The organism is Methylobacterium sp. AC832, from assembly GCF_979256025.1.
The window spans coordinates 191,165-215,959 of sequence record NZ_CEEDMV010000003.1; the positions used below are offsets into that span (position 1 = coordinate 191,165).

Sequence of the window (24,795 nt, forward strand, 5' to 3'; positions counted from 1 at the left end):
CAAGGGGTTACCTCAGGGCATCCTGGGGACGGCGCCGTTCAATCTTCGTCATCGTCCTCCGGAACGATGTCGCTGAACGGCACGGTCAGCACGCGGCGCGCATTCGCGTCCTCGACCTCGAAGGAGCAGGCGAACCAATCCCGCACGGCAAACGAGCGAGATCCAGCGACCAGCTCGCGGGCACATTGCAACGCATGCTGGCGCGCGGCGTCCAGATCGGCCAGTTCATCTCCCTCCGGATCGACTGCCAGCTTGCCGAGGCCCGCACCATAGCGAAGGTTGAAGAAGTACCGGGGCATGTCAGGCGCCTTCGATCAGGCGGGCATATTCGGCCTCGGGAGTGCCGTAGCTGCCATTGGCCATCTCCTCCAACAGCTCCCGATCCAGCACGGTGATGCGCCCGCGCCGAGCCCGGATACGACCGGCCCCTTCGAGTTGCTGCATGGCCAGGGTGACGCCTGAGCGCCGCACGCCCAGCATCATCGACAGGAACTCGTGCTTGAGCAGCAGTTCATCGCCTTCTGCACGATCGTGGCACATGAGCAGCCAGCGTGCGAGGCGCACCTCGATCTCAAAGGTGGCGTTGACGATCGCCGTCTGCCGCACCTGGATCATCTCGGTCAGAACGTAGCGGAGGAGCAGCTTGCGAAGGGTCGGGCTCTCGTCCACCGCCGCGCTGACGATCCCGGCGCGGATCGACAAGGCGTGACCCGCCATCTGCACGAAGTGCCGGTAGGGGACACGGTCCGAGCCGAGCAGCACATGCGACGCACCGACCACGCCCTCTCGGCCGATGATCCCGATCTCGACCCGGCCGTTGGTACCGTCGGCCGTAATCGAACCGAGACCGCTCTCCAGGAAGTACAGGTACTCGGTGCGGATATTGGCTTCGATCAGCGTCTGATCGACCAGCAAGTCAACGGGTTCCAGATGAGACTGGAGCCGGGCGAAATCCTCACCGGTCATGACCTTCAGCAGGCGATTGCGCACGGCAGATTGCTGGATGTGAGCCATGGGCCCTTGCCTCCTCGTCGGAGCAAGAGCTCGGCGTCTCTTAGCCGCCTACGCTCGGACATCGTTGCAGGCGATCGCTAAGTCATGGCACGGACAACAGATGATCTCAATAACATTTGGCAAACTGTCATAGATCAACCGAAGCCGACCAGCGTATCCGACGTAAGTTCGATACCGCACCGGACGCTTTGTTTTGTTTACTGTCAATTCAGATCATGTTTAAACCTGGGTATACGATTTTGCCCGTCAGATGACAGGTGGCCTTCATTTTTGGAGCCTGAACATGGACCTTGCAGCCCGACAACCGACCGTGCTCCTAGCCGAACCGGATTTCCTCATAGCGGAGGACCTCAGCGACGCTCTGATGGGGGCGGGCTACCGCGTGCTGGGGCCGTTCGCGACGACGCCCGAGGCACTGGCCGCCATCGACCTGGCCAGTCCCGCCCTCGCGGTGGTGGACGTCAAGCTCAGGGACGGCTTCTGCACCGTATTGGGCCGCGAATTGCGCCAACGCAGAATTCCCATCCTCGTCCATTCGGGTTTCCAGCAGGACGAGCCTCGTGCCTCGGACTTCCAGAACCTGCCCTGGCTGACCAAACCGGCTCTGCCCAACGATATCATCGCGCTGCTGGATGGCCTCGTCAAAGCGCCGCCACCGATGAGTGCCGAAGTCGTCACGCCCATTCGGAGGCTCCAGCCGGTCGAGAGCCGGAGCAACCCCTTTATCCGCAAGCTGGAGGGGTTCGTGACGCTCTCCCAGGCCGACCGGGAGATCCTGGAGCGGATCAGCGCCAATCCTCGCCCCATCGCGCCGCATACCGATTTCGTCCGGGCGGGCGACCCACCGGATGGCGTCCATCTCGTGATGAGTGGAATCGCCTGCCGCTACAAGCAGCGCTCCAGCGGCGCCCGCCAGATCACCGCCTATCTCGTGCCCGGCGACACCTGCGATCTCGATGTGGCGCTCATGAACCGCATGGATCACACCCTCGCCACGCTCTCCGCCTGCGAGGTGGTGCGGATCCCGGTGACTGTCGTGAAGGATCTCATGGAGCATCATCCAGCCATCGCGCGGGCCTTGCGGATGGCGAGCCTCGTGGATGAGGCGACCCTGCACGAGTGGCTGGTCAATGTCGGTCAGCGAACGGCGCTGGAGCGGATCGCCCATCTGTTCTGCGAACTGATCACCCGCTTTCAGGCCGCGGGTGTCGGAACCAACCAAAGCTGCGACCTGCCCGTCACACAGAACCAGCTCGCGGATACGACGGGAATGACCACCGTCCACGTCAACCGTTCGCTACAGGAGCTTCGACGGCGCGGGCTGATCGAGCTCAAGGGCCGGACCCTGAGGATCCTCGACTGGCCGCGCCTGAAGCGCCTCGCCGAGTTCGATGCGGACTATCTGCATCTCGGCGAGCGGACCGCCGCATAAAAGTTCGGCGTCGGCGAAGCGCCGACGCAACCCGCCTCGACGGTCCGGCATCGGTCGAGCCGCCCTCCCTCCGCAGACGCGGACGCCTTCCTCGCTGAGAGCAGGGTTCTCGCCGCGAAGCCCCCGGTCCGTAGACCGGGGGCGATATGGTGCTCTCACGCCCCTTCGCCGCCGGGCCTGCTTTGGCCCCGCTCGCCCTGATCATCGAAGATCATCCGGCCCATGTGCTCATGGGTTCCTGCCGGATAGCGGGTACTCGGTTCCATCGAGGCTCCCTCTTCGCAAGGGTTCGGGCCCGTGGACGACCCGACGCGGTGCAGGACGGGCCGGCGAGCCGGTTTTTCACCGGTGTGGGGAAAACAGAAGCGGACTCGACCGTTGGGTATCTGCCCGAGTTCTCGCTAAGAGATCGGTCAGCCGCCACGGATAGGGCCACATGTACGACCCCGAATCTCACGCATTTCCCTCTCCGAAATTCGTACCCGTTTGCGCCATCGGCGCCTCGGCGGGCGGCATCGCGGCGCTGCAGGGCCTGTTCCGGCAACTTCCGCCGGATCTCGGCCTCGCCTACGTCGTCATTCTTCACCTCGCACCCGACCATCCGAGCATGCTCGCCGACATCCTGTCGGGCTGCACCCGGATGCCCGTCAACCAGATCCAGGACAGGCCGACCCTCAAGCCCAATTGCGTCTATGTGATCCCGCCCGACCGCGAACTCGTCATCGATGGCGACAGCGTCACGGCACGGGAGTTCAGCGAGCCGCGCGGCCGGCGCTCGCCCATCGACATGTTCTTCCGCTCCGTCGCCGCCGCCCGTGGCGACGGCATCGCCATCATCCTGTCGGGCGCCGGCGCCGATGGATCGGTGGGTATCCAAGCCATCAGGGAGGGCGGGGGCGTCGTCATGGTGCAGGAGCCGGCGGAAGCCAGCTTCGCCTCCATGCCGCAGAACGCCATCTCCACGGGGACGGCCGATTTCGTCGCGCCGCTGGCCCGCCTGGCCGAGCGCGTGGTGGAGTTGGCCCATAGCAAGGAGGCCGTCCGCTCTCTCGACATGGACGCCAGCGCCAACGAGCTTCGGCGCATCGTGGCGTTCCTTCGCGCCCGCCTGGGCCACGATTTCTCAGGCTACAAGCGGGCCACCGTGATGCGGCGCGTGATCCGACGCATGCAAGTCTGCCGCACGGATACGCTCGCGGACTATGCCAATCACCTTCTGGCCACTCCCGAGGAGGCGAAAGAACTCTTCACCGATCTACTGATCTCGGTGACGCAATTCTTCCGCGACCCGCAGGCTTTCGAGGCCTTGAGGCACCAGACGATCCGACCGCTCTTCGACGATCTCGGGCCCGAAAAGGGGGAGAATCTTCGGGCCTGGGTGGTGGGTTGTGCCACCGGAGAGGAAGCGTACAGCCTCGCGATCCTGCTGCATGAGGAGGCTGCGCGGCGGAAGCTCCATCCGCAGATCCAGATCTTCGCCACGGATCTCGATGATACCGCGCTCGGGATCGCGCGGGAGGGGCGCTACCCGCGCTCGATCGAGGCCGACGTCTCCAATGAGCGCCTCACTCAGTTCTTCGTCGACGAAGGCTCGCATTACCGTGTGCGCAAAGAGCTGCGCGACAGCGTCATGTTCGCCACGCACAGCGTCATCAAGGAGCCGCCCTTCATGCGGCTCGATCTCATCACCTGCCGCAACCTCCTGATCTACCTCGAGCGCAGCCTGCAGCAGCAGCTCTGCGCGATCTTCCATTACGGCCTCAAGCCGGGACGCTACCTGTTCTTGGGGTCGGCCGAGACCGTGGACGCGGCAACGGACCAGTTCGCCCCCCTCGACCGGGAAGCGCGCATCTACTGCTCCCGGCCGAATGCGGCCCGCACACTGCCGATCCTGCCGCAATTCGCCGTGCCCGAACGGCTCATGCCGATGAATCACGCTGCGCCCGCGCGCAACGAGAATGGGGACAGGTCGGCCACGCTGCACCTGTCCGCTCTGGAACAGAGCGCGCCCGCGAGCGTGCTCGTGGATGACGTTCAGCACATCCTGCACCTCTCGGCGAATGCGGGGCGCTTCCTCCTCCACTCGGCCGGGCCGGTCTCCAACCAGCTCCCCACGGTGGTGCGGCCGGAGCTGCGGCTCGATCTCAGGCTGGCGCTGACCCGCGCCCTCGACCAGAAGGAACCGACGCTCACCTATCCGACCGTGGTCGCGTTCGACAGCGAGCGGCGCAGGATCGCCATGCACGTCGTTCCCGTTCCCAGCGAGGCGCATATGGGGACGCGCGCGCTCGTGTTCTTCCTGGATGGCGGCCGCGTGCGCGGCGACGACACGTCAGAGGCCGCAACCGACACCCAGCCCGACGAGGTTCGCCGCCTTCATGCCGAGTTGAGGGCTGCCCAGGAAGCCCTGATCGCCAGCCGCAGCGGGCACGAAGCGTCGATCCAGGATCTTCGTGCCACCAACGAGGAGCTGCAATCGATCAACGAGGAGTATCGCTCGACGGCAGAGGAGCTCGAGACCTCGAAAGAGGAGCTGCAATCGATCAACGAGGAGCTTCACACCGTCAATGCCGAGATGAAGAGCAAGCTGGCCAGCATCTCGGTGGCGCATAGCGACTTGCAAAATCTCACCTACGCGACGGAAATCGGCACTTTGTTCCTCGATGCCAACCTGCGCATCAAGATGTTCACGCCACCGATCGCGGAACTCTTCAACATCACGAAAGCCGATATCGGGCGTACGATCACCGATTTCACGCACCGTTTGGAGTATGACGGGATCGAGGCGGACACCAACCGGGTGCTGCAGGACCTCGTGCCGGTGGAGAACGAGGTCCGCAGCCGGGCCGGGCAATGGTTCATGATGCGGCTCAGACCCTACCGCACCGTGGAGGATCGCATCGACGGCACCGTCATGACCTTCGTCGACATTACCGCGCGTCGCAAAGCCGAGGCGGCACAGAGCCGCTCGGAACAGCAGTTGCGGGCGCTCGTCCAGGCCAGTTCGCAGGTGCTCTACCGGATGAGTCCGGCCTGGGACATGATGCACGAACTCTCCGGGGGAGGGTTCCTGTCCGATACGGACGATCCCGACCAGAGCTGGGTCACCCGGTACATCCCGGAAGAAGATCAGGCGCAGGTCCGTGCCGAGATCGAGGCGGCCAACGCCGCGAAGCGTTCGTTCGACCTGGAGCACAGGGTCCGACGTCTCGACGGCACGGTGGGATGGACGCATTCGCGGGCCATCCCGGTCTTCGACGGCGACGGCAACATCATCGAATGGTTCGGCTCGGCGACGGATGTCACCACGCGCAAACGCGCCGAGGATGCCCTGCGTGAGAGCGAGGCCCGCCAGCGCGCGTTGATCGAGGGCGTCCCACAGCTGGTCTGGCGGGCGGTCGATGGCGGCCAATGGACCTGGGCCAGCCCGCAATGGGGCGCCTATACGGGGCAGTCCGAGGCGGACAGCCTCGGTCACGGCTGGATCGCCGCTCTCCACCCTGACGACCGTGATGAGACCCTCGCGCGCTGGGAGGAGGCGGAGCGTTTGGGCACGCTCGTGGTCAATTATCGGATCCGCAATGCGGCGGAGGACCGTTATTCCTGGTTCCAGACGCGCGCGACCCCGGTCCATGACGAAAGGGGGAGGATCGTCGAGTGGCTCGGCACCTCCACCGATGTGGACGACCTGCGCACCTACCAGGAACGCCAGAAGGTCATGGTCGCCGAATTGCAGCACCGCACCCGGAACCTGCTCGGCGTGGTCCGGTCCATCGCTGGACAGACGCTGCGCTCCAGCGAGACGCTCGAGGATTTCGAGGTGGCCTTCACGAACCGGCTGTCCGCGCTCTCACGTGTACAAGGCGTTCTATCCCGCGCGGATAACGAGCCGATCACCATGGACGCGGTGCTCCGTGCGGAGCTCGACGCCCTCGGCGCCGCCAACATGCCCGAGCGCGTCCTGTTGTCGGGTCCGAAGGTACGCCTGCGCAAACGCACGGTGGAAATCTTCGCGCTGGCCTTGCACGAACTCGCCACGAATGCCCGCAAATACGGGGCGCTCACCACCGAGGCGGGCCGCCTGGAGGTGACGTGGCGGACCTATGCGGGCGAGGAAGGCGAGCGCCTCGTGTTGGAGTGGCGGGAGACCGGGCTCGAACATGTGCTGGAGGAAGAGGGTCCGATCGCGAAGGCCGGCGGCTACGGCCGCGAATTGATCGAGCGGGCATTGCCCTACGTCATGCAGGCACGCACCACCTACGACCTTTCCCCGACGGACCTGCACTGCACCATCGATTTGCCACTCATCGATCATGCCCAGGCACAAGATCTGGGGTGACGATGGAATCGAGCCCCTGGGCAAGCCGCGTGATCCTCGTGGTCGAGGACGAGTATGCCCGGGTCGATGCGTTGCGCCGTGATTGCGACGGAGCCGGCTTACCGGCACGCTTCGCGGTTGTGGTCAGGGTCGAAGCGCCGGTCGAGCCTGAGAAGATCGCCGAAGCGCTCATCCGCTGAAACATTCGGCATGGGCGCCGGATGAAAGACCGTCGGGCTCCGTCGCCGGGGCAGGGGCCTCGCTGCTATCCATCGATATGCGCCGCGAGCTCATCGGCGGTCCCCATCGGGAAGGCCTCCTTCAGATGGACGAGGAAGGCGGAGACACGTGCGCTCAGCAGCCGCCGCGACGGGTAGAGCGTCCAGAGGGCGATCTCCGGCCGGTCGAGATCGCCCCAGAGAACCATCCTGCCGGCCGCCAGATCGCGGCTGACGAGCGAGATCGGCAGGCGTCCGGCGCCGAGCCCGGCGCGGACCGCATCGCGGACCATCATGAGCGATGACAGGCCGAGCACCGGATCGACGGTGACGCTCGACTTACCGCCGGACGATCGCATGTCCCAGGTCAGCGGTCCTCCGATCGGACCGCGGATGACACCGGGCACGGTCGCCCCTTCTCCCGGCCGGTCCAGGCCCGGGCTCGCCACGACCACCAGCCGGTCCCGCAAGAAGATACGGCCGACCAGAGTCTCGTCAGGCTCCGGGTTGACCCGGATCACCAGGTCGTAGCCCTCCTCCACCATATCGACGGACCGGTCCTCCGTGGTGATCTCCAGCCGGATGTCGGGATATTTCAACCCGAAATCGACCGCGAGCCGGCCCATCGCGGTCTGTGAGAACAGCACGGGCGCGCTGATGCGCAAGCGTCCGCGTGGCCTGTCTCCGCCCGTGGCGATGGCCGACGCCGCTTCGTCGAGTTCGGTGAGCAGCACCCGCGTCCGCTCGTGAAGGGCGCGGCCTTCCTCCGTCAGCTTCAGGCTGCGCGCGCCCCGTTCGAACAGGCGCAGGGCGAGGCTGGCCTCCAGCTCCCCGACCCGGCGGGACAGGGTCGCCTTCGGGCGTCCAGAGGCGCGGGCAGCCCGGCCGAACCCCCCGTGCCGGGCGACGAGGTTGAAATCGGCGAGGGCGAGGAGGTCCATACGTTCCACCTGTGAGACGGACCGTCCTAACAGACAGTCTATCGAACCACGAATGGGCCCCTCATTCTCCGGGTGTCGTTTGAAACAACCTCGGAGTGACCCCCATGACCATCCTCGTCACCGGCGCGACCGGCACCGTCGGCCGCCACGTCATCAACCACCTCGTCCAGCGTGGCGCCGATGTCCGCGCACTCGTCCGCGACCCCGTAAAAGCGGAGCTTCCGGCGGGCGTGGCCGTGGTCCAGGGCGACCTCCTCGACGTCGACACCTTGCGGAACGCCCTGTCGGGAATCTCCACCCTGTTCCTGCTGAACGCCGTGGTGCCGGACGAATTCACCCAGGCCCTGATCGCCCTCAACCTCGCCCGCGAGGCCGGGATCGAGCGGATCGTCTACCTGTCGGTGATCCATAGCGACCTCTACGTGAACGTGCCGCATTTCGCGGGCAAGTTCGGCGTCGAGCGGATGATCGAGGGAATGGGCTTCAACGCCACGATCCTGCGACCGGCCTACTTCATGAACAACGATGCCCTGATCAAGGACGTCGTGCTCGGCTATGGCGTCTACCCGATGCCGATCGGGGCCAAGGGCCTCGCGATGATCGATGCGGCCGATATCGGCGAGATCGCCGCCCTCGAACTCATCCGCCGCGAGCGGTCCAGCACACCGCTCCCCTTCGACCGGATCAATCTCGTCGGTCCCGAGACGCTGACCGGTGCGGACGTCGCCGCCATCTGGTCCAAAATCCTGGGCCGCCCGGTCGCGTATGGCGGTGACGACACCGGCGCCTTCGAGCAGAACCTGCGGCAGCAGCACGCGCCGAGCTGGATGGCCTTTGACATGCGCCTGATGTGCGAACGCTTTCTCGACATCGGGATGCGGCCGGAGACCGGCGACATCGATCGCCTCACCAAACGTCTGGGCCGTCCGTTGCGGTCCTATCGCGATTTTGCCGCCCGGATCGCGGCGTCCGCCTGACGCCATTTGGGACACCGGCCGTCAGGCCCCAGGAGTTCGGTGGGGAATACCGAACTCCTGGGGCCGGATGGCCACGCGCAACGTCAAGAATCCGCTTTGTGCTCGGATCGTCTATCGATCGCGCCCCCTGATCAACCGGCGCGGTGCCGACAGGCGCGCTTCAAGAATAAGACAGCGCACGGATAACCTGAGCAGAATCAATCTCCCGATCACGGCTCGCATGGAACGAATGCGGTAAAAGCGCCATAAATATAGCTCCTTATCCTTTTGACAGATTTAGATTTATAGATGAATCTGGGCCTATCGATGCTCCGTCAAGGGTATCATCTATCCCATGAGACTGGCTTTATCGCGTCATGATCTCGATTCATTGACGTGAATGCATCACCTCGCCCCCCGGAAACGCTTCTCTCATCATGAATGTTGCTGTCCGGCCGCATCTCGTCGATCGGCCACGATCCGTGAGCCTTCCCGCTTCCCGCCAACGGCTCCACCCCAGGATCGTCGAGGAGGATGCTCCCTTCCTTGTAGTCGAAGGCGTGTCGCTCGGGTTCGGTGGGACCGTGGCGCTCGATGCCGTGGATCTGTCGGTCGGGGAGGGGGAGATCCATGCGGTCATCGGCCCGAACGGAGCCGGTAAATCCTCCCTGATCAACGCGATCAGCGGGCTTTACGCGCCGAATTCCGGAGCGATCCGGATCGGCGACGACCGCTTTTCCCGCGTGCCGACGCGGCACCTCGCCCGCCTCGGTGTGGCCCGCACCTTCCAGAACCTGGCGCTGTTCCGGGGTCTCACCGTCCTCGATACGGTGACGATCGGGCTGGTCGACAGCCAGTCCGCCGGGCTTGGTGCGCAGGTTCTCGGACTTCCCCATGCGCGTCGCGAAGCGCGCGAGCACCGGGAGCGGGCCGATGCCGTCATCGCCGCGCTCGACCTCGCCGACATACGCGACCGGCTCGTCGGCACGCTCCCCTATGGTGTGCAGAAGCGGGTCGAGCTCGCCCGCGCCCTGGTAGCCAAGCCGCGCCTCCTGCTGCTCGACGAGCCCATGGCCGGCATGACGGCCACCGAGAAACAGCGGATGAGCGGTGATATTCGCGCCGCGCGGGACTCCACCGGCACCACCATCGTACTGATCGAGCACGATGTCGGCGTGGTGATGAGCCTGTCGGATCGCGTCACCGTCCTCGATCACGGGCGGCGCATCGCCTCCGGGACGCCGGCCGAGGTCCAGGCCGATCCCGCCGTCATCGCCGCCTATCTCGGCCTCGCCTTCGAGGCCGGCGCATGAATCCCGATCTCGCTTTCTTCGTCGAGGTGCTGGTCGGCGGTCTGCTGTCCGGGGTCATGTATGCGCTGGTCGCGATCGGCTTCGTGCTGATCTACAAGACCTCCGGCGTGCTCAACTTCGCGCAAGGCGCGATGCTGCTGTTCGCGGCACTGACCTTCGTCAGCCTTACGGAACGGGGCGTGCCCTTCATCGGCGCCTTTGCCGCGACCCTGGCGGTCATGGCCCTCCTCGGGCTCGCCATCGAACGCGCCGTCCTGCGGCCCCTGGTCAACCAGCCGCCGATCACTCTCTTCATGGCGACGCTCGGCGTCGCCTACGTCATCGAGGGAGTCGCCCAGCTCGCCTGGGGCACGCAGGTACACGGGCTCGATCTCGGCATCGACGATACGCCGATCGACCTCGCCGGCATCCTCGTCAGCCGCTTCGACCTGTTCGCCGCAGCCGTCGCCGGGCTGTTGGTAGCCGTGCTGAGCCTGTTCTTTCGCTACACCCGCACCGGCCTCGCCTTCCGTGCGGTGGCGGACGATCCGCTGGCGGCTCTGAACACCGGCCTGCGTCTGCCCCGGATCTGGGCCGCGGTCTGGATCGCGTCGGGCATCGTCGCCCTGGTGGCTGGACTACTCTGGGGAGCGCGCCTCGGCGTGCAATTCTCGCTCTCCCTGGTGGTGCTGAAGGCCCTGCCGGTCCTCGTGCTCGGCGGTTTCGATTCGATCCTCGGCGTCATCGTCGCCGGGCTCATCGTCGGTGCGGTGGAAAAGCTGTCGGAAATCTATCTCGGGCCGGTCATCGGCAGCGGCATCGAGGGCTGGATCGCCTATGTCGCGGCTTTGGGCTTCCTGTTGCTGAAGCCCTCGGGGCTGTTCGGCATGCGCAGCGTCGAGCGGGTCTGAGCGCCATGGCCGCCACCTCCACTCCGCTGGACAAGTTCCTGCCGCGCCTATCCGCCAAGGGCATCGGCGTCGTTCTTCTTCTGACGATCGCCTATGGGATCGTTCCGCTCGTCGGCAGCAGCTACCTCTACGAGGCGATCCTGACGCCGTTCCTGGCCCTGTCGCTGGCGGCCCTCGGACTCAACCTGCTCACCGGCTATGGCGGCCAGCTCTCACTCGGATCCTCTGCCTTCATGGCGGTGGGGGCCTATGCCGCCTTCAACCTGTCGCTGCGATTGCCCTTCCTGCCGCTGCCGGCGACCATCGTGCTGGCCGGGCTCGTCGCCGCCCTGGCGGGGCTGGTGGCCGGCCTGCCGGCCCTGCGGCTGCGCGGCTTCTACCTCGCCGTCTCGACGCTGGCGGCGCAGTTCTTCGTGGCCTGGGTGCTGAACCGCTTCAGCTGGCTCTCCAACGACAGCCCATCCGGAGTCATCAGCGCGCCGCCGCTGGTCGTCGCCGGCCTGTCCGTGGAGGATGCCCGTGGCCGCTACCTGTTCTCGCTCACCGTGGTGACGCTGCTGACGGTCCTGGCCTGGCGCCTGGTCACCTCGCCCACCGGACGCAACTTCGTCGCCGTGCGTGACAACGAGACCGCCGCCCGCGTCATCGGCGTGAAGGTGGCGCGCACCAAGCTCCTCGCTTTCGGGCTGTCCTCCTTCATCATCGGCGTAGCGGGTGTGCTCTGGGCCTTCGCCTACCTGCGCACGGTGGAGCCGGCAGGGTTCAACCTCGACCGCTCCTTCCAGATCCTGTTCATCGTCATCATCGGCGGCCTCGGCACCCTGCGCGGCGCCTTCCTGGGCGCGGGGCTCATCGTCGTCCTGCCGTTGCTGTTGTCACGGTTCGGCGCAGCCTTACTCGGCGACGGGTTCGATTCCGGCACGCTGGAGATGTGTCAGCGCATCGTCCTCGGAATCCTGATCGTCGCCTTCCTGATCCGCGAACCCGCCGGGCTCAGTGCGCTCCTCGACCGCGCCGTGCGCCGCCTACGCCCCTCGGCCTGACCGTTCAAACTCCTGAGACCAGCGAACTAAGGGACTTCCCATGCCCGCATTCAGAACCGCCCTGCGTTCCGTGCTCGTCGCCGGGACCGCCCTCGTCGCGCTCACCGGTTCGGCCGGCGCCGACGAACAGCACTTCCCCCTGCAGAGTTACCGGGTGGGGCCCTATGCGGCCGGTGGAACCGGCTTCTTCGGTGGCTTCATCGATTACCTGAACCTGATCAACACCCGCGACGGCGGCGTGAACGGGGTCAAGCTGACATGGAGCGAGGGCGAGACCCAGTACGAGGTCGAGCGCGGCGTCGAGGTCTATGAGCGGCTCAAATCCCGTCCCGGCATCGCAGCCTGGAACCCGCTCTCTGTGGGAATCGCCTATGCGATGGTCGACCGGATCACCAAGGACAAGGTGCCGCTGATCACGATCAATCACGGCCGCACCGATTCCACCGATGGCCGGGTCTTCCCCTACGTCTTCCCGCTCCTCCTCAACCCCTACAGCGAGACATCCGGCATCGTCGAATATCTCGGGAGCCGCGAGGGTGGACTCGACAGGCTCAAGGGCAAGACCATCGCGGTGCTCTATCATGGCTCGCCGTACGGCAAGGAGACGATCCCGATCTATGAGCTCCTCGCCAAGAAGCACGGCTTCAAGGTCGAGCAGATCGAGGTGCCGCATCCCGGCAACGAGCAGCAATCGCAATGGCTGACCATCCGCCGCCTCAAGCCGGACTATGTGGTCCTGCGCGGCTGGGGCGTGATGAACCCGGTGGCGTTGAAGACCGCCCAGAAGACGGGCTTTCCCGCCAACCGCATCGTCGGCAACGTCTGGTCCAACTCGGAGGAGGACGTGATCCCGGCAGGAGAGGCCGCCAAGGGCTACGTCGCCATCACCACGCAGGCGTCGGGCGCCGAATATCCGGTGCTGAAGGACATCATCAAGACCGTCTACGACGGCAATACCGGCAATCTCGCCGACAAGAAGCGCATCGGCAGCATCTACCACAACCTCGGCATCGTGAACGGCATCCTCAACGTCGAGGCGGTGCGGGCGGCGCAAGCGAAGTTCGGCAAGCGGACGCTCACCGGAGACGAGGTCCGCTGGGGCTTCGAGCACCTGCGTCTCGACGAAGCCCGCGTCGCGGCTTTGGGCGCCAAGGGCCTGTTCCACTCCATCAACGTCACCTGCGCCAACCACGAGGGCGATGGCCGCGTCACCTTCCAGCAATGGGACGGGGCGAAATGGAAGGTGGTCTCCGACTGGATCGCCCCCGACTGGGCGACCCTGCGCCCGATCATCGAGGCCTCGTCGGCGACCTACGCCAAGGAGCACGGCATCACGCCGCGCAACTGTGCCGCCGAGGAGAATGCGACCCACGCCGCGGCGGCCACTCCGTGACCGGCACGCCGCTGCTACGCGTCGAGGCGCTGGAGGCCCGCTATGGCGGCACCGTCCGCGCCCTCTCGGGAGTCGACCTCACCGTCGCAGCGGGCGAGATCGTCGCCCTCGTGGGCTCCAACGGCGCCGGCAAGACCACCGTCCTCAAGGCGGTCTCGAACCTCTTGCCGGCCGAGCGCGGGCAGGTGACGGCGGGCCGCATCGTCTATGACGGACAGGACGTGTCCCGGACACCCACCGACGCCCTGGTGCGGGCGGGCCTCGTCGGGGTGCTCGAAGGCCGCCACTGCTTCCGAGGGCTCAGCGTGGAGGAGAACCTCGTCACCGGTGGGCTCGGGCGCGGCTCGAACCGATCCGCCATCCGGTCCGACCTCGCGCGGATCTACGCGATCTTCCCGCGCCTGCTGCGGAAGCGCCTGATTCTGGCCGGGCTGATCTCCGGCGGCGAACAACAGATGGTGGCGATCGGGCGTGCCCTGATGGGCCGTCCGCGCCTGCTCGTCCTCGACGAACCCTCCATGGGCCTCGCTCCGCAGGTGGTGGCCGAGATCTTTCGCACCCTCGCACGCCTCAACCGCGACGAGGGACTGACGATCCTGGTCGCCGAGCAGAACGTCACCGTCGCCCTGCGCCATGCGGACCGGGCGGTCGTGCTGGAGAATGGACGCAGCGTCCTCACTGGCACCGCCGCCGAACTTCGTGGGCGCGACGACATCAAGACGTTCTATCTCGGCCTCGGGACGGCGCCCACCCACGTGCCGGCCTGAACGGTGTCGTTCCAAGAACGGGACCCTGCGCCTGGGGCAGGGCGCCGTCACGAGGCCGGCAACAACGCTTTCACCCGCGGTATCACCTCGGTGCCGAGCAATGAGATGGATCGCTGCATGGCATCCGGCTCCTGCATCGCCGAACTCATCTGGAAGGTCAGACGGGATATGCCACCGAGCGCGGCGCTGGCCGTCGCCACCTTCGCCGCAACCGTGTCCGGCGCTCCGATCAGGTAGGCGCCGTAGGGGCCGCACATGGCTTCGAATTGCTCACGCTGGTTCGTGTTCGGCCATCCCCGTTCCGCCCCGATCTTCCCGAACAGCTGAGCCCAGCCGGGATAGAACGCCTCCTGCGCGGCCCCGTCGGTATCGGCGACGAAACCGACGGCATGCACCCCGACCTTGAGGCTCTCCGGTGCATGGCCCGCCTGGCGGCCGGCTTCGCGGTAAAGGTCGACCAGGGGGCGAAAGCGTTGGAAGCTACCGCCGATGATGGCCACCATCAGCGGCAGGCCGAGGGTGCCGGCGCGTGCGAAGGAGGCCGGTGTTCCACCCACACCAATCCAGATCGGAAGCGTCTCCTGGTGCGGACGCGGATAGACGCCTTGGCCGGTGAGCGGCGGGCGGAACCGGCCGCGCCAGGTGACATGGGTCCGCTCGCGCAGCGTCAGAAGCAGGTCGAGCTTCTCCGCGAAGAGGGCGTCGTAATCCTCGGCGGCGAACCCGAAAAGCGGGTAGGCCTCGCCGAAGGAGCCGCGCCCGACCACGATCTCCGCCCGGCCCTTGGCGATCAGGTCGAGGGTAGCGAACTCCTGAAAGACGCGGACCGGGTCGGCCGCGCTCAACACCGTGACGGCGCTTGTCAGGCGGATCCGGCTCGTGCGTGCCGCCGCGGCCGCGAGGATGACGGCCGGAGCCGCATCGAGGAATTCGGCGCGGTGGTGCTCACCGATACCGAAGACGTCGAGCCCGGCCCGGTCGGCCACCTCCACTTCGGCGAGCAGACGCGCCATGCGCTCGGCCGCCGGAAGGGACCGGCCCGTTTCCGGATCGGGAAGGGTGACGGCGAAGCTGTCGATGCCGAGTTCCATGGCGGACGGTCTCTCTGGTGCGATCAGATTGAAGAAGCGTGCAGATCGATGAGGCGAGAATGGGAGCGCGGCCCCTTTGCGATGGCGCCGCATCCGTTCGCGTCGGCCGCAGCCATCCCGGGCAACGGCCCCTTACTCAGCGAAGGCGCCCCAGGACCGAGAGGACCTGGTCTCGGCGCAGCCAGGCCAGGGTTCCGGTGAGGGCAAGCAGCACGGCAGCCGGGGCCACCGGCGTGGGTAGAACGACCAGATGGGCGATGATGGCGCCGACCATGGTGCAGGCCAGCCAGAGGGCGGCAAAGGCCGCGTAGCCGGGGATCAGGAGGGCGACGGCGCCTGCGACTTCCACGAGGCCGGTAACGATGCGGAACCATTGGCCGACGCCGATGAGGTCATAGACCTGCACCATCATCGGCACCCCGGCGAGTTTGGCGCCGCCCGCCGCCAGGAACACGAGAGCGACCAGGATCTGCAACGACCATGTCGCGATGTTGAGCTTGCGCGACGGAGCAGAGGTGGCCGTGAGGGTCTGTGACATGAGGAACATCCAGTTCGATGTCGCCGAACTCTGGACCGGCTCGGCTGTGCGCTAAGCCGTAGGCCCCTTCCATCCCCCATCGAAGCCTATATCTTTCGATGCATACCATCACCTGGACAGATGGATGCTCGACCAACTCACCCTCGATCAACTCCGGACTTTCGTCGCCGCGGTGGATACCGGCAGCTTCTCCGCAGCCGCACGCAAGCTCGGGCGGGCGCAATCGCTGGTCAGCCAGTCTCTGGCAAACCTGGAGACGCAATCCGGCATCAAGCTCTTCGACCGCTCGAACCGTTATCCGGTCCTGACTGAGGCGGGCCGCGTGCTGCTCGCCCATGCACGCGCGACGGTAGCGGCCGCCGAGACGTTCAAGGCCCAGGCCCGGGACCTTGCCGGCGGCCTGGAGGCGGAAGTCAGCATCGTGCTGGACGTCCTGTTCCCGTTCCAAGTGCTCACGCAAGCCGTGGCCGCGTTCCAGCCGACCTTTCCCTCCACGCCCCTGCGCATCCAGGTCGAGACCCTGGGGGCGGTGATCGCGCCGGTCCTCGACGGGCGCTGCGCTTTCGCGGTCGCGGGTGCCACGCCCCTGCTGCCGCCCGAGCTTGCGCGCGAGCCGTTGCGCCAGATCGAACTGGTCATGGTCGCCTCGCCCGCCCATCCCCTCGCGCGCAGGACGGGGACGATCCCGACCGCTGACTTGGCCGAGCATGTCCAACTCGTCCTGACCGACCGCAGCGAGCTGACGAAGGGGCGCGAGTTCGGCGTGTTCTCGCCAAGGACCTGGCGGCTGGCCGATCTCGGAGCCAAGCATGCTTTCCTGCGCTCGGGGCTCGGATGGGGCGGGATGCCCCTGGAGGTCGTGGCGGATGACCTCGCCGTCGGACACCTCGTGCGCCTCGACATCGCCGCGTTGCCGAAGGGTGGCCTCTTCCTGCCGATGTGGGCCGTATACCCGATGGAGCGGCCTCCGGGACCGGCCGGGCGCTGGCTCATTGCCCAATTGCGTTGCGCCGACACGGGCCAGTGACGCCAACCATGATGAGCGACGAACGCCACCGCGCCGACAGAGTGGTCGAGGTCAGAATCGAAAAAAGGTGGTCGTTCCATCCGACAGGGCCGGACGGATTCGGACAACGCTTAGCAGCGCCTGCACTTGGCACGCTTCAAGGAGCGAGTTCGCGTCGTACGTTCGTGTCGATGACTTTAATCCAGCGCCATCGGTGCTTTTTGAATGCATGTCACAGGACTGTTATGAGCGCGACCTACTGGCAGGATCGTTGATCCCCCGGGTCCTGAGGCCATCATGTCCGACGCCGTTGCTGCTCCGACCGGCCTGCCGCAGGGCGCCATGGCGCCCGCCGCAGGGCCGAAGCTCGATCACGGCATTCACCCTGGCGGCGTCATCGCCTTCCTGCTCGTCCTCGTCGCCGGACTGGGCTACGCGCTCTACAGCCTCGTGGCCGACATGAACGCCGTCGGCCAGTCGCCTCTCGCCATCGGCGCTTTCGTGCTGCTCGGTCTGGCGCTGCTCATCGCTCTGGCCTTCGAGTTCGTGAACGGGTTCCACGACACCGCCAACGCCGTGGCCACCGTGATCTACACCCACTCGATGCCGCCGCTCGTCGCGGTCGTCTGGTCAGGCGCCTTCAACTTCCTCGGTGTGATGCTGTCGTCCGGCGCGGTCGCCTATGCCATCGTCACCCTGCTGCCGGTGGAACTGATCCTGCAGGTCGGGTCATCGGCCGGTTACGCCATGATCTTCGCGCTGCTCATCGCCGCGATCCTCTGGAACCTCGGCACCTGGGCCTTCGGCCTGCCGAACTCGTCGTCCCATGCCCTGATCGGATCGGTCATCGGCGTCGGCCTCGCCAACCAGTTGATGGCGCCAGAGGGGCAGGCAACCTCGGGCGTCGACTGGGCGCAGGCCCTGGGCGTGTTCAAGGCGCTGCTGTTCAGCCCCGTCATCGGGTTCATCGCCGCCGCCCTGCTGCTGCTGGCCCTGAAGTTTACCCTGCGCAGGAAGGATCTCTACGAGGCCCCCAAGGGCGAAACCCCGCCGCCCTTGTGGATCCGCAGCCTGCTGATCCTGACCTGCACCCTCGTGTCGTTCTTCCATGGCGGCAATGACGGCCAGAAGGGCATGGGCCTGATCATGCTCATCCTCATCGGCGCGGCCCCCACCGCCTACGCCCTCAACCGCACGATGTCGGACGACACCACCCCGGCCTTCATCCAGACCTCCCAGAACGCCGGCACGGTGTTCGCGAGCCATGCCGGGAACGCGCCGAAGCCCGACCCCGCCGAGGCCCGCAAGCAGGTCTCGGAAGCTCTCAAGTCCAAGGACCTGAACCGGCCTGCCGTGTACGGGGCCCTCGCCGCGCTCTCCACCGACATCGCCGATAACGTGAAGGCCTACGGCGCCATCAAGCAGGTGCCGGCGGCGGCGACCTCGAACCTGCGCAACGACATGTATCTCGCCGCCGACGCGATCCGGCTCCTGCCGAAGAACGGCGCCACATTCTCGGAGGCCGAGACCGGTACCCTCAAGGCCTATACCGGCCTCCTCAACGACGGGACCCGCTACATCCCGACCTGGGTCAAGGTGTGCGTCGCCTTGGCCCTCGGCCTCGGCACGATGGTCGGCTGGAAGCGCATCGTCGTCACCGTGGGCGAGAGGATCGGCAAGACCCATCTCACCTACGCGCAGGGCGCTTCCGCCGAGATGGTCGCCGCCGGCACCATCGGTCTCGCCGAACTCTACGGTCTGCCAGTCTCGACCACGCACATCCTGTCGAGCGGCGTCGCCGGTACCATGGCCGCCAACGGTTCGGGCCTGCAGATGTCGACCGTCCGCAACATGGCGCTGGCCTGGGTCCTGACCCTGCCAGCCGCCATCACCCTGGCGGGCGTCCTCTTCTTCATCCTACGGCACGTGTTCTAGCGGCACCTCGACGTCGCCGGCCGGGGACCCGATGCTGGACGATCGCAGCGTCCCGCGGTAGGCGTCCGCGGCCGAAGCAGGGTTGCTTCACGAAACGGGACTGGCCCCTTGAGCGAACGAACAGGGGCTGGAGCGCTGACGATCTACCTCGACGTGGACGGCGTCGTCACGACGGTGGACTTTCAACGGCAAGCCGGGAAGGACAGGCTCAACCCGACCCAGGTCGCCCTCGTTGCCGCCCTCGTACGGGAGTTCGACGCGAGGGTGGTCGTGTCGTCCACATGGCGCGTCGACGATTGCCGCCCGACACTGGTGGAAGCCGGCCTATCCGAGGACTGCTTTCACCCGGACTGGCGGACGGCCATCCTGCCGACGAGCCGGAATGCCGAAACGGGCGCGATGCTTCCCGCCGAGCAAGCCGGGCGCGGCGATGAGATCACCGAACACGCGAGCCGGAACCACATCACGCACTATCTCGTCCTCGACGACGTAGAGGTCGGCCCGGCCCATGCGGGTCGGCACGTTCGTCCCGTTGCAGAGCTTGGACTAAGCGAGGCGGAGGGGATCCTGGCCCGCGACCTGCTGGCAGGATGGCGGCCCCTCGAGCAATGATGGGTCAGATTGGCTCATTCCCACGCACCGCCGATTTACTTCCCCATAGGGATTGAACTTTTCGAAAGCACCGGTCATTCCATGACAGTGGAGTGACACCCGCGTCACGCTGCCCCCGACATCGACAGGGTCTCCTGGACCTTTGCCGGACCTGCCCGTCCGGCCCCGCCTCGACGCCGCCCCCGTGCGGCTGCTGAGAGCGCGTCGCGTCGGATTGTCGTTCGGCAGGAAGGAGTGGCTGCGATGTTCGGGTTCAGAACTCATGGAAGGACGTCCAGTCCTTCGCTCGCGGTCCTGGGCATTGCCGAACGGTCGGCCGCGGAGGCCTATGCCGCGCTCATCGCCACAGGCTGGTCGGAGATCGGATTCGGGTACCATGGTACCGTCCATGCGCATCCGGACCATCCGGACGTCGTTGTGCGCTTCGCACGCAAGGCCGACGGGTTCGGCGATTATGCGGCCCTGCTTCGCAAGGGGTTCGCAGGCTCCGATGGCCCGCACGCGCCGCGTATCCACGACCTGCAGGTCAGCCGCTGCGGCGCGCTGATGACCGTCGGCTCACGGCTCACAAATCCAACTCGGGATGCCTGGTGGCTGGCCTATGCCCACGCCGTCATCGCGGACCATCCGGGCGTCGCGATGGACGAGGGCGTCCGAGACCGGTTCAAGGTGGAATGGCCGGCCCACGAGCCGCGGATCGATCACGCGAGCTTCGACGGGATCCGCGAAGACTTCAGGGCCGCGTGGCCCGGATACGAAGCCTATGTCGCGTCCTTGCGTGCGGTATCGCCGCAAGGCCTCGATCCGAACATCGGCAACGTCCTGGTGGGCGCCGATGGCAGTCCCGTGGTGAACGATCCGCTCTGTGATGACGGACACGGCCTGTGGCGCTCGCCTCTTGCGCGCTTGCTCACGCGCTACGCGGATGTCCTGCACCGTCTGGCCAACGAAGCACGGGCCAGGTTGAGCAAAACTCTCGTGCCTGCCTGATCGTCGGGCGTCGCTATCTTGCGGTAAAGGTTCAGAAAGCCGGCATCGAGGGCGATGACGAGTTAACGGCGCGTGCCGTCCATTCGATCGTCATCTGAAACCCATCAGAACTATGCGTTTCCCTCAGGCCTAGACGAAAGGCATCTTTCCTGAGCGTCTGACGGCCATCCGATGCCTTCGGCGCCGAACGTCTCTGGAAAGGTAGCACGTCTCATGACTAAGTCGGGATCGGCTGCCTCCCTCCGGCGCAGAGGCGGCCCTATGCTTCCGATCCTCGTCCTTCTGGCCTGGGTGAGCCTTGCCGGCGGCGGCTGCGTGACCATGGAGGCCCAGCGCGAGGCCGTGGTACCGCCACCGAGCGCGGCGTTCACCGCCATGTATGGTGCGCGTCCCAACGAACGCTTCCCCCTTCCGGCGACCGAGATCGGCAGCATCGATCCCCGCTACTTTCGCCAGGAGGTCGCCTATCCGCGCGCCGAAACGCCGGGTACGCTGGTCGTCGATCCGGGTAACAAGTTTCTCTATCTCGTACGCGAGAACGGCCGAGCCCTGCGTTATGGTGTCGGCGTCGGCAGGGCCGGTCTGGCCTGGAGCGGGTCGGCGCGGGTGGGACGCAAGGCCGAGTGGCCACGCTGGACCCCGACGGCGGACATGATCGCACGGGAACCGGACCGCAACGGGCCGTGGCGCAACGGCATGGCCGGGGGTCCCGGCAACCCGCTAGGACCACGCGCGCTCTACCTGTTCGAAGGTCCGCGCGATACGCTCTACCGCATCCACGGCACCACAGAACCGCAATCCATCGGCACCGATGTCTCCTCCGGCTGTATCCGGATGTTCAACCAGGACATCATCGATCTCTACGGCCGCGTTCCGGTCGAGACGCGGGTTGTCGTGCTACTGGCGGACGAGCATGTCGAGACATTTGAAGGCCCCGTCGCCCAGTCTGCATCTTCCTCGGTGCGTGGCTGAGGGCATCGCACCGGCGGGCGGTCTGCGCGAGGCAGGTCTCGAAGCTAGCGCGTGCGATCATGGGAGACGGCGGAGCGATGCGACACCCGGATCTGGAACTCGATCTGCTGCGGGCCTTCGTGGCGGTGGCCGAGACGGGGAGTTTCACGGCCGCCGCCGACGTCGTGCATCGCTCGCAATCGGCGGTGAGCCAGAAAGTTCTGCGCCTTGAGGAGATCCTGGGCCGGCGGGTCTTCGACCGGACCAGCCGCATGCTTGGACTGACGCCGGACGGCGAGCGCCTGCTCGTGGCGGCCCGCCAGATGCTGGAGTTCAACGACCGGTTCCTGCGCGGATGGCGGGAGCCGCCGGCGAGCGGCACCCTGCGGCTCGGTGTGTCGGAGGACTTCATCCCCGGTCAGTTGCCGAAGCTCCTCGCCCGGTTCGGCCGCCTCTATCCCGACGTCCATATCGCGCTGATGACGGGGTTGAGCTGCAACCTCCTCGAAGCCTACGACGCGGACCGGGTCGATGCGGTCATCGTCAAGCGCAGTGGTGCGAACGGGCGGGGGCGCGTGATCTGGCGCGAGCCCCTCGTCTGGCTCGCCTCCGCCGATTATCAGCTCGATTTTACGAAGCCCGCGCGCCTGGTGATGCTGGCGGCCCCCTGCAGCTATCGCGAGCAGATGATCGCGGCCCTCGATTCCGTGCGGCGCGACTGGGTCGCCGCGTGCACGGCGAGCAGCCTGATGGGCGTCCAGGCAGCGGTGGCGGGCGGGCTCGGGGTGACGTTGCTCGGGCGCTCCTTCGTGCAGGAGGGCATACAGATCCTGCGGGCGCCCGAGCTCTGGCCGGCCCTGCCCATGACCGAGGTCAGCGTACTCGGCGAAGACCGGGCACCCGACCTCGTGGAGCCACTGATCACCTTCCTCAGCCAGAGCCTCGCCGGCCATGACGGGCTCACCATCGCGGCCTGAGCGTCGGCGGACGATCAGCACGTCTGGGGCGTTGCGCACCATAATGGGGTCTGGCGGGGCCGGTACAGAAGCAGGGATAAGCAGATCATGTCGGAGCACGTCCATCTGATCGCCCGCCTTGTGGCCCGCGAAGGACAGGAGGCAGCGCTAGTTCAGGCCATGGCGGCGCTGGTGCCCGCCGTGCTCGCGGAGCCCGGCTGTCTCGCCTATGTGGCTCACGAAAGTCGTGAGCGGCCCGGCACGATTGTGATGTACGAGGTCTGGGAAAGTCAGGCCGCCCTCGACATCCATGCCGATGGCGTGAATTTCCGTACGCTCGCCGCCCGCTTCGACGAACTCCTGAGCGAGCCGCTCGCGATCGAAATCCTGAACAGGATCGCCTGATCGTCGAACTTCACAGCGCTCGCCGGACGTTCGGGCCCCCTTTCGGCCTCGACATTCCACCGACCGCGAGCGGTGCTCAAGCCTCCGGGGCGTTGCGGGCCATGAAGGTCTCGGGCGCCCCGTCGGCGGGATCGACGAAGATGATATCGGTGGGCGCGCGGCGCGGCGTGTCGATCGAGAGGAGGATCATCGGCCCCTGCGTGATCGTCGGCAGGGCGTGAACGGTGCCGCGCTCGAAGGACAGGAGTTCGCCAGGGCCGAACGCGGCCGCCGTACTCGCATCCCCCATTCAGAATGTTCCGCACCCCGACAGCGCAATGAGGTATTCGTTGCAGGTCGGGTGGTAATGCGGCGGCGTGGGGAGATAGACTCGGAACACCTGCGCGCTCGCCGCCTAGCCGTGCGTCAGATAGATGTCGGCCAGTAGCGGTCTCGGCGGTCTCGGGCGAAGCCGCCGCGATGGCCGTGAGGTCGAAGCGCTGGTCTGGAACATGTCCGACATGGTCCCTCTTCAGCGATGATCGCTGGGAGTAGGTTGGGCTCCCAGCTGCAGGGTGAAAGTCACCGTGAGGTTAAGCGTGTCCGCGTGGGCTGGCCCAGACGCGAACAACATCGCCGCACCGGCGCCCGCCAACACGCTACGCCTGTCCGGGGCCGATGCCCCGCTCATGCCCACCCCTCCAGGACGATCTTGCCCTTGGCCCGCCCGCTCTCGATCAGCGCATGCGCACGCCGAAGGTTGCCGGCCGAGATCGGGCCGAAGCTCTCGGCGAAGGTGGTTTTCAGCGTGCCCGCATCCACGAGGCGCGCAACCTCGTCGAGGAGCCGCCCCTGTGCTTCCATGTCGGCGGTCTCGAACATCGAGCGCGTGAACATGAACTCCCAGTGGGTCGACACGCTCTTGCGCTTGAAGGGTACCACGTTGAGGCTCTCCGGATCGTCGATCAGCGCGAAGCGACCCTGCGGCGCGATCAGTTCGGCGATCTCGGCCACGTGCTGATCGGTGTTGGTGGTCGAGAACACGAAGCCCGGTGCGCCCAATCCCAGTGCCGCGATCTCGGCAGCGATCGATTGAGTGTGATCGATGATGTGATGGGCACCGAGCTCGCGGCTCCAGGCGACGGTCTCGGGCCGCGAGGCGGTGGTGATGACGGTCAGATTCGTGAGCTGACGGGCGAGCTGCGTCGCGATGGATCCGACGCCGCCCGCCCCGCCGATGATGAGGATCGACCGGGCGGCACCCGGCACCGGCTTGCCGACGTCGAGCCGGTCGAACAAAGCTTCCCAGGCGGTGATCGCGGTCAGCGGCATCGCTGCGGCCTCGGCCGCCGAGAGCGAAGCGGGCTTGTGGCCGACGATGCGTTCATCGACGCAGTGGAGCTCGGCATTCGTCCCGGGCCGCCCCAGCGCTCCGGCGTAGAACACGGCATCCCCGGTTCGGAACAGTCGGGCCTCTTCGCCGACCGCCTCGACGATTCCGACCGCGTCGTAGCCGAGGATGTGCGGCTGGCCCTCGACCGGGGTGACGCGGGCGCGGACCTTTGTGTCGACGGGGTTCACCGAGACGGCCTGCACGCGGACGAGCAGATCGCGCGGACCGGGCGTCGGGGCTGGCAGGTCGAGATCGACCAGAGACACTTCGTTCTCGATCGGCAGGGATGTGTAAAAACCGACGGCCTTCATTAAGAGTGCTCCTCGTTTCGGGGGGAAGTCAGGGACGGGATCGGTACGTGCTCGCGGCGATGCCCAGCACGATGGCAAAGGACCGACGATCAGGTCGAGGCTCGGGGCCTCGTGCAGGGCTGTGATGGAGAGGGCGAGACCGGTGACTGGCACCGCGACCATGAGGTTCGAGATCGTCCTCGCCGAAGATCGCGCGCTCGCGGCGTTGACGGCGCAGAAGCAGAAGGCCGTGGGACGGGACCGACGAAGGCGAGACAGGTCCAGAAGGTGGCATTGCCGTCACCGGTGAAAGGCCATTCGGCGGCATAGGCCAGCGGTGTCAGGATCGCTGCAGCGAGCGGCC

General features: G+C 66.4%; 22 protein-coding genes and 1 pseudogene. 16 read left to right on the plus strand and 7 right to left on the minus strand.

The window, feature by feature from the left end; translation table 11 throughout:
• Nucleotides 1-38: 38 nt before the first annotated feature.
• Complete coding sequence (locus AC0IXR_RS12485; protein WP_056426362.1) at nucleotides 39-299, minus strand: DUF6894 family protein; 261 nt, start codon at nucleotides 297-299, stop codon at nucleotides 39-41.
• A 1-nt stretch (nucleotide 300) separates the two neighbouring features.
• Complete coding sequence (locus AC0IXR_RS12490) at nucleotides 301-1,014, minus strand: Crp/Fnr family transcriptional regulator (protein WP_471760901.1); 714 nt, start codon at nucleotides 1,012-1,014, stop codon at nucleotides 301-303.
• Nucleotides 1,015-1,297: 283 nt separating this feature from the next.
• On the opposite strand from AC0IXR_RS12490, the gene AC0IXR_RS12495 reads away from it, so the two are divergent.
• The 3 genes from AC0IXR_RS12495 to AC0IXR_RS12505 all read left to right on the plus strand — a co-directional run bounded on the left by AC0IXR_RS12495 (nucleotide 1,298) and on the right by AC0IXR_RS12505 (nucleotide 6,964).
• Nucleotides 1,298-2,446, plus strand: a complete 1,149-nt coding sequence (locus AC0IXR_RS12495) for a helix-turn-helix domain-containing protein (RefSeq protein WP_471760902.1) — start codon at nucleotides 1,298-1,300, stop codon at nucleotides 2,444-2,446.
• Nucleotides 2,447-2,882: 436 nt separating this feature from the next.
• Complete coding sequence (locus tag AC0IXR_RS12500) at nucleotides 2,883-6,785, plus strand: chemotaxis protein CheB (RefSeq protein ID WP_471760903.1); 3,903 nt, start codon at nucleotides 2,883-2,885, stop codon at nucleotides 6,783-6,785.
• A gap of 2 nt (nucleotides 6,786-6,787) precedes the next feature.
• Complete coding sequence (locus AC0IXR_RS12505) at nucleotides 6,788-6,964, plus strand: hypothetical protein (protein ID WP_311275559.1); 177 nt, start codon at nucleotides 6,788-6,790, stop codon at nucleotides 6,962-6,964.
• A gap of 65 nt (nucleotides 6,965-7,029) precedes the next feature.
• Here AC0IXR_RS12505 and AC0IXR_RS12510 read toward each other — a convergent pair whose 3' ends face one another.
• Nucleotides 7,030-7,923 (minus strand): LysR family transcriptional regulator, encoded by an 894-nt coding sequence (locus AC0IXR_RS12510; RefSeq protein ID WP_471761289.1) that lies wholly within the window; start codon nucleotides 7,921-7,923, stop codon nucleotides 7,030-7,032.
• A gap of 104 nt (nucleotides 7,924-8,027) precedes the next feature.
• Here AC0IXR_RS12510 and AC0IXR_RS12515 point away from each other — a divergent pair, with 104 nt between their 5' ends.
• From AC0IXR_RS12515 to AC0IXR_RS12540, 6 genes are all read left to right on the plus strand, one after another.
• Complete coding sequence (locus tag AC0IXR_RS12515; protein ID WP_471760904.1) at nucleotides 8,028-8,900, plus strand: SDR family oxidoreductase; 873 nt, start codon at nucleotides 8,028-8,030, stop codon at nucleotides 8,898-8,900.
• Nucleotides 8,901-9,316: 416 nt separating this feature from the next.
• Nucleotides 9,317-10,192 carry an ABC transporter ATP-binding protein gene (locus AC0IXR_RS12520; RefSeq protein WP_471760905.1) on the plus strand — a complete coding sequence of 292 codons (876 nt, stop codon included), beginning with the start codon at nucleotides 9,317-9,319 and terminating at the stop codon, nucleotides 10,190-10,192.
• Complete coding sequence (locus tag AC0IXR_RS12525; RefSeq protein ID WP_471760906.1) at nucleotides 10,189-11,082, plus strand: branched-chain amino acid ABC transporter permease; 894 nt, start codon at nucleotides 10,189-10,191, stop codon at nucleotides 11,080-11,082. Before AC0IXR_RS12520 ends, AC0IXR_RS12525 begins: the two co-directional genes overlap by 4 nt.
• 5 nt (nucleotides 11,083-11,087) lie before the next feature.
• A complete protein-coding gene (locus AC0IXR_RS12530) occupies nucleotides 11,088-12,125 on the plus strand; it encodes a branched-chain amino acid ABC transporter permease (protein ID WP_471760907.1) in 1,038 nt (345 codons plus the stop codon).
• A gap of 40 nt (nucleotides 12,126-12,165) precedes the next feature.
• Nucleotides 12,166-13,518 (plus strand): ABC transporter substrate-binding protein, encoded by a 1,353-nt coding sequence (locus AC0IXR_RS12535; protein WP_471760908.1) that lies wholly within the window; start codon nucleotides 12,166-12,168, stop codon nucleotides 13,516-13,518.
• Nucleotides 13,515-14,285 (plus strand): ABC transporter ATP-binding protein, encoded by a 771-nt coding sequence (locus tag AC0IXR_RS12540; RefSeq protein WP_471760909.1) that lies wholly within the window; start codon nucleotides 13,515-13,517, stop codon nucleotides 14,283-14,285. The genes AC0IXR_RS12535 and AC0IXR_RS12540 overlap by 4 nt, the downstream gene beginning before the upstream one ends.
• A gap of 47 nt (nucleotides 14,286-14,332) precedes the next feature.
• On the opposite strand, the gene AC0IXR_RS12545 is transcribed toward AC0IXR_RS12540, so the two are convergent.
• Both AC0IXR_RS12545 and AC0IXR_RS12550 read right to left on the minus strand, forming a co-directional pair.
• Nucleotides 14,333-15,376, minus strand: coding sequence for an LLM class flavin-dependent oxidoreductase (locus tag AC0IXR_RS12545; protein ID WP_471760910.1), 1,044 nt, complete (start codon nucleotides 15,374-15,376; stop codon nucleotides 14,333-14,335).
• A gap of 136 nt (nucleotides 15,377-15,512) precedes the next feature.
• Entirely contained in the window at nucleotides 15,513-15,914 is a 402-nt protein-coding gene (locus tag AC0IXR_RS12550; protein ID WP_471760911.1) for a DoxX family protein, read from the minus strand.
• A 124-nt stretch (nucleotides 15,915-16,038) separates the two neighbouring features.
• Between AC0IXR_RS12550 and AC0IXR_RS12555 the strand changes: the two genes are divergently transcribed.
• The 7 genes from AC0IXR_RS12555 (at nucleotide 16,039) to AC0IXR_RS12585 (ending at nucleotide 22,769) form a co-directional block, all read left to right on the plus strand.
• On the plus strand, nucleotides 16,039-16,941 hold the full coding sequence (locus AC0IXR_RS12555) for a LysR family transcriptional regulator (RefSeq protein ID WP_056453266.1): 903 nt from the start codon (nucleotides 16,039-16,041) through the stop codon (nucleotides 16,939-16,941).
• Between the two features lie 276 nt (nucleotides 16,942-17,217).
• The gene (locus AC0IXR_RS12560; protein ID WP_471760912.1) at nucleotides 17,218-18,855 is read left to right on the plus strand and encodes an inorganic phosphate transporter; all 1,638 of its coding nucleotides are present in this window, start codon (nucleotides 17,218-17,220) and stop codon (nucleotides 18,853-18,855) included.
• A 108-nt stretch (nucleotides 18,856-18,963) separates the two neighbouring features.
• Complete coding sequence (locus AC0IXR_RS12565) at nucleotides 18,964-19,467, plus strand: HAD domain-containing protein (protein WP_471760913.1); 504 nt, start codon at nucleotides 18,964-18,966, stop codon at nucleotides 19,465-19,467.
• Nucleotides 19,468-19,710: 243 nt separating this feature from the next.
• Nucleotides 19,711-20,457 carry a hypothetical protein gene (locus tag AC0IXR_RS12570; RefSeq protein WP_471760914.1) on the plus strand — a complete coding sequence of 249 codons (747 nt, stop codon included), beginning with the start codon at nucleotides 19,711-19,713 and terminating at the stop codon, nucleotides 20,455-20,457.
• A gap of 261 nt (nucleotides 20,458-20,718) precedes the next feature.
• Nucleotides 20,719-21,429, plus strand: a complete 711-nt coding sequence (locus tag AC0IXR_RS12575) for a L,D-transpeptidase (RefSeq protein WP_471760915.1) — start codon at nucleotides 20,719-20,721, stop codon at nucleotides 21,427-21,429.
• Between the two features lie 77 nt (nucleotides 21,430-21,506).
• The gene (locus AC0IXR_RS12580; RefSeq protein WP_056426677.1) at nucleotides 21,507-22,385 is read left to right on the plus strand and encodes a LysR substrate-binding domain-containing protein; all 879 of its coding nucleotides are present in this window, start codon (nucleotides 21,507-21,509) and stop codon (nucleotides 22,383-22,385) included.
• Nucleotides 22,386-22,472: 87 nt separating this feature from the next.
• Nucleotides 22,473-22,769: a putative quinol monooxygenase gene (locus AC0IXR_RS12585; RefSeq protein ID WP_311275572.1), complete on the plus strand. Its 297-nt coding sequence runs from the start codon at nucleotides 22,473-22,475 to the stop codon at nucleotides 22,767-22,769.
• 76 nt (nucleotides 22,770-22,845) lie between these two features.
• Here AC0IXR_RS12585 and AC0IXR_RS12590 read toward each other — a convergent pair.
• Nucleotides 22,846-23,284 (minus strand): annotated as a pseudogene (locus tag AC0IXR_RS12590) (cupin domain-containing protein).
• A gap of 151 nt (nucleotides 23,285-23,435) precedes the next feature.
• A complete protein-coding gene (locus AC0IXR_RS12595) occupies nucleotides 23,436-24,452 on the minus strand; it encodes a zinc-binding alcohol dehydrogenase family protein (RefSeq protein WP_471760916.1) in 1,017 nt (338 codons plus the stop codon).
• Between the last annotated feature and the right edge of the window lie 343 nt (nucleotides 24,453-24,795).

Coding starts and splice junctions, on each gene's coding strand:
- AC0IXR_RS12485 (WP_056426362.1), bottom strand. CDS start 299: ATGCCCCGGTACTTCTTCAACCTTCGCTATGGTGCGGGCCTCGGCAAG.
- AC0IXR_RS12490 (WP_471760901.1), bottom strand. CDS start 1,014: ATGGCTCACATCCAGCAATCTGCCGTGCGCAATCGCCTGCTGAAGGTC.
- AC0IXR_RS12495 (WP_471760902.1), top strand. CDS start 1,298: ATGGACCTTGCAGCCCGACAACCGACCGTGCTCCTAGCCGAACCGGAT.
- AC0IXR_RS12500 (WP_471760903.1), top strand. CDS start 2,883: ATGTACGACCCCGAATCTCACGCATTTCCCTCTCCGAAATTCGTACCC.
- AC0IXR_RS12505 (WP_311275559.1), top strand. CDS start 6,788: ATGGAATCGAGCCCCTGGGCAAGCCGCGTGATCCTCGTGGTCGAGGAC.
- AC0IXR_RS12510 (WP_471761289.1), bottom strand. CDS start 7,923: ATGGACCTCCTCGCCCTCGCCGATTTCAACCTCGTCGCCCGGCACGGG.
- AC0IXR_RS12515 (WP_471760904.1), top strand. CDS start 8,028: ATGACCATCCTCGTCACCGGCGCGACCGGCACCGTCGGCCGCCACGTC.
- AC0IXR_RS12520 (WP_471760905.1), top strand. CDS start 9,317: ATGAATGTTGCTGTCCGGCCGCATCTCGTCGATCGGCCACGATCCGTG.
- AC0IXR_RS12525 (WP_471760906.1), top strand. CDS start 10,189: ATGAATCCCGATCTCGCTTTCTTCGTCGAGGTGCTGGTCGGCGGTCTG.
- AC0IXR_RS12530 (WP_471760907.1), top strand. CDS start 11,088: ATGGCCGCCACCTCCACTCCGCTGGACAAGTTCCTGCCGCGCCTATCC.
- AC0IXR_RS12535 (WP_471760908.1), top strand. CDS start 12,166: ATGCCCGCATTCAGAACCGCCCTGCGTTCCGTGCTCGTCGCCGGGACC.
- AC0IXR_RS12545 (WP_471760910.1), bottom strand. CDS start 15,376: ATGGAACTCGGCATCGACAGCTTCGCCGTCACCCTTCCCGATCCGGAA.
- AC0IXR_RS12550 (WP_471760911.1), bottom strand. CDS start 15,914: ATGTCACAGACCCTCACGGCCACCTCTGCTCCGTCGCGCAAGCTCAAC.
- AC0IXR_RS12555 (WP_056453266.1), top strand. CDS start 16,039: ATGCTCGACCAACTCACCCTCGATCAACTCCGGACTTTCGTCGCCGCG.
- AC0IXR_RS12560 (WP_471760912.1), top strand. CDS start 17,218: ATGTCCGACGCCGTTGCTGCTCCGACCGGCCTGCCGCAGGGCGCCATG.
- AC0IXR_RS12570 (WP_471760914.1), top strand. CDS start 19,711: ATGTTCGGGTTCAGAACTCATGGAAGGACGTCCAGTCCTTCGCTCGCG.
- AC0IXR_RS12575 (WP_471760915.1), top strand. CDS start 20,719: ATGCTTCCGATCCTCGTCCTTCTGGCCTGGGTGAGCCTTGCCGGCGGC.
- AC0IXR_RS12580 (WP_056426677.1), top strand. CDS start 21,507: ATGCGACACCCGGATCTGGAACTCGATCTGCTGCGGGCCTTCGTGGCG.
- AC0IXR_RS12585 (WP_311275572.1), top strand. CDS start 22,473: ATGTCGGAGCACGTCCATCTGATCGCCCGCCTTGTGGCCCGCGAAGGA.
- AC0IXR_RS12595 (WP_471760916.1), bottom strand. CDS start 24,452: ATGAAGGCCGTCGGTTTTTACACATCCCTGCCGATCGAGAACGAAGTG.